The following is a 2,958-nucleotide window of genomic DNA, read 5'->3' on the forward strand; positions in this document are numbered from 1 at the left end:
GCCACGGGCATCGTGGCCGTCGGCTGGGCGGCCTTCCCCTTCGGCTGGGCCTTCGACCTCTCGGGCGTCATCGCCCCCGGCGGTGCGCTGGCGGCGCTGCTGCAGGCCACGGTCGGCTTCATGCCGCAGATGACGTGGCTGCAGGTCGTCGCCTGGGTGCTGTACGTGGCCGTCGTCGTCCCGCTCTTCGTCCGCGGCGTCCGGGCGAACCGCCGCCCGACCGCCCCGCGCACCCCTACGGACGATGTCGCGCCCACGCCGACGTCGCCGTCCCCGACTCCGGATGCCGCTCCCGCCGCGGTATCCGTTCCCCACCCGAACGGAGCATCATGAACTCGACTCGCCTCCTTGCGGCCACGGCTGCGGCCGGCGCGGCCGTCCTCGTCCTCTCGGGCTGCGTCGCCAAGACCGACGCGGCCGGCACCGGAGCCCTCACCGTCACCTCGACGGCGGATGGCTGCGACGTCTCGGCGGCGACCGCGTCCAGCGGCACGCTCGCCTTCGACGTGGCGAACAAGGGCGATCAGGTGACGGAGTTCTACCTGCTCGCCTCGGACGGTCTGCGCATCGTCGGTGAGGTCGAGAACGTCGCCCCCGGGGCGTCGCGCACGCTCACGGTCACCGCGCAGCCGGGGGACTACTTCACGCTGTGCAAGCCCGGCATGGTGGGCGACGGCGTGGGCCGTGCCGCGTTCGCGGTGACCGGCGACGCCGTCGAGATCACCGGAGAGGATGCCGAGCAGAAGCAGCAGGCGATCGACCTGTACGCCGCCTTCGTCAAGGATCAGGTCGGCCAGCTCCTGCCCGCCGTCCAGACCTTCGCCGCCGCGTACGAGTCCGGCGACGACGCCGCGGCGCGCGAGCAGTTCCCGCGGGTGCGCGCGTACTACGAGCGCATCGAGCCGATCGCCGAGGCGCTGGGCGACCTCGATCCGCGTATCGACTACCGCGAGGTGGATGCGGTCGCCGAGGGTCTGACCTGGACCGGCTTCCACCGCATCGAGAAGGACCTGTGGGTCCCGGCGCAGGACGCCCTCAACGCCGACGGTGAGACCCCCGCCTGGAAGGACTGGGCGCCCTCCACTCCCGCGCAGCGTGCGTCCTACGGCGACACCCTGATCGCCGACACGCAGCAGCTGTACGACTACGTGCACTCCGACGAGTTCCAGCAGACCCTGAACGCGCAGGGCGTCGCGGGAATCTCCAACGGCGCCATCGCGCTGCTCGACGAGGTCGCGACCGGCAAGATCAGCGGCGAAGAGGACTGGTGGTCGGGGACCGACCTCTACGACTTCGCGGCCAACGTCGAGGGTTCCAAGATGGCGTTCTCGCTCGTGCGCGATTTCGCCGAGTCCAAGGGCGACAAGGGTGCCTCGCTCGTGGCGCGGATCGACACCGGCTACGCCGACCTCGAGTCGGCTCTCGCGGCGCACGGTTCCGCCGAGGCGGGCTTCGTGACCTACGCGCAGCTCACCGAGGACGACAAGCGCCAGTTCACCGACCTCATCAATGCCCTCGCCGAGCCGCTGTCGCAGCTCACCGTCACCGTCTTGGAGTGAGATGAGCGACGACGAGAACACCCCGGAGGCCACGAACCCGGTCGATGACTCGGCGACGCCCGTCGGCGGGGTGTCGCGCCGCGACCTGATCGGTCTCGCCTTCGGCGCGAGTGCCACGAGTCTCATCGTCGGCGCGGGCGCGGGGGTCGTCGGGGGCGCCGCCTACGGCCAGGAGCAGGCGCGACAGGCGAGGGATGCCGTGGCCTCGGCATCCGGCATCCATCAACCGGGCATCACGACCCCGGTGCAGGACCACTTGCACTTCGCCGCGTTCGACATGATGGCCCGCACCACGCGGGACGACGTCGCCTCGCTGCTGCAGGACTGGACGTATGCCGCGACCCGCATGATGCAGGGGCTCGACGTCAGCGCGACCGGCGCGGTCGGGGGATCGCCCGAGGCGCCGCCGGACGACACCGGCGAGGCCCTGGGCCTTCCCGCGAGCAACCTCACGATCACGTTCGGATTCGGTCCGTCGCTGTTCGACGACCGCTTCGGCCTGGCCCGTCAGCGTCCGCCGGGGCTCGAGCGTCTGCCGGCCTTCCTCGGCGACGATCTCGACCCGGATCGCTCGGACGGCGACCTCTGCATCCAGGCGTGCGCCGACGACCCGCAGGTGGCCGTGCACGCGATCCGCAACCTCAGCCGCATCGCGTTCGGCCGGGCCCGGATCCGCTGGTCGCAACTGGGCTTCGGCCGCACCTCGAAGACGACGAGCGATCAGGCCACGCCGCGCAACCTCTTCGGGTTCAAGGACGGCACGGCCAACATCCTCGCCGACGACACCGCTGCGCTCGACGAGAACGTCTGGGTCCCGGCATCCGAGGGGCCGGCGTGGCTGGCCGGCGGGTCGTACCTCGTCGCGCGGCGCATCGCGATGCTCATCGAGACCTGGGATCGCACGCGTCTCGCGGAGCAGGACCGCGTGGTCGGCCGGGACAAGGCGCAGGGGGCGCCGCTGTCGGGCGGTGACGAGTTCTCCGTTCCCGACTTCTCGGCGACGGATGCGGCGGGTACGCCCCGTATCGATGCGCGCAGCCACGTGCGGCTCGCGCATCCCGATATGAACGGCGGCATCCGGATCCTCCGTCGGGGGTACAACTTCGTCGACGGGAACACCGACCTCGGCCGGTTGAACGCGGGGCTGTTCTTCCTGTCGTTCCAGCGCAGCCCCGACCGGTACATCACGCTGCAGCGCGCGCTGTCCACCGACGCGATGGGGGAGTACCTGAAGCACGTCGGTTCGGGGCTCTGGGCGGTGCCGCCGGCTCCGTCCGCCGGTCAGTCAGTCGGCGCGGGTCTGTTCGGCGCCTGACTCGGCTCCCCGCTGACGATAAACGCCGTGCCGAGTGAGACGCTCCGTGTCGTGGCGTGTCCCCCTCGGCACGCCGTTCATCGA

2 protein-coding genes and 1 pseudogene are annotated in these 2,958 nt (G+C 71.1%); all 3 read left to right on the plus strand.

Annotation, left to right across the window (positions count from 1 at the left end; all coding sequences use genetic code 11):
* Positions 1–333 (plus strand): annotated as a pseudogene (locus LQV45_RS23515) (high-affinity Fe2+/Pb2+ permease); the annotation flags it as partial.
* On the plus strand, positions 330–1,559 hold the full coding sequence (gene efeO / locus LQV45_RS23520; RefSeq protein ID WP_230009062.1) for an iron uptake system protein EfeO: 1,230 nt from the start codon (positions 330–332) through the stop codon (positions 1,557–1,559). The pseudogene LQV45_RS23515 and the gene efeO, both read left to right, overlap by 4 nt.
* 1 nt (position 1,560) lies before the next feature.
* Complete coding sequence (gene efeB, locus LQV45_RS23525) at positions 1,561–2,874, plus strand: iron uptake transporter deferrochelatase/peroxidase subunit (RefSeq protein ID WP_230009063.1); 1,314 nt, start codon at positions 1,561–1,563, stop codon at positions 2,872–2,874.
* The last annotated feature ends 84 nt before the right edge of the window (positions 2,875–2,958 follow it).

It is taken from the genome of Microbacterium sp. Bi128, from assembly GCF_918698205.1.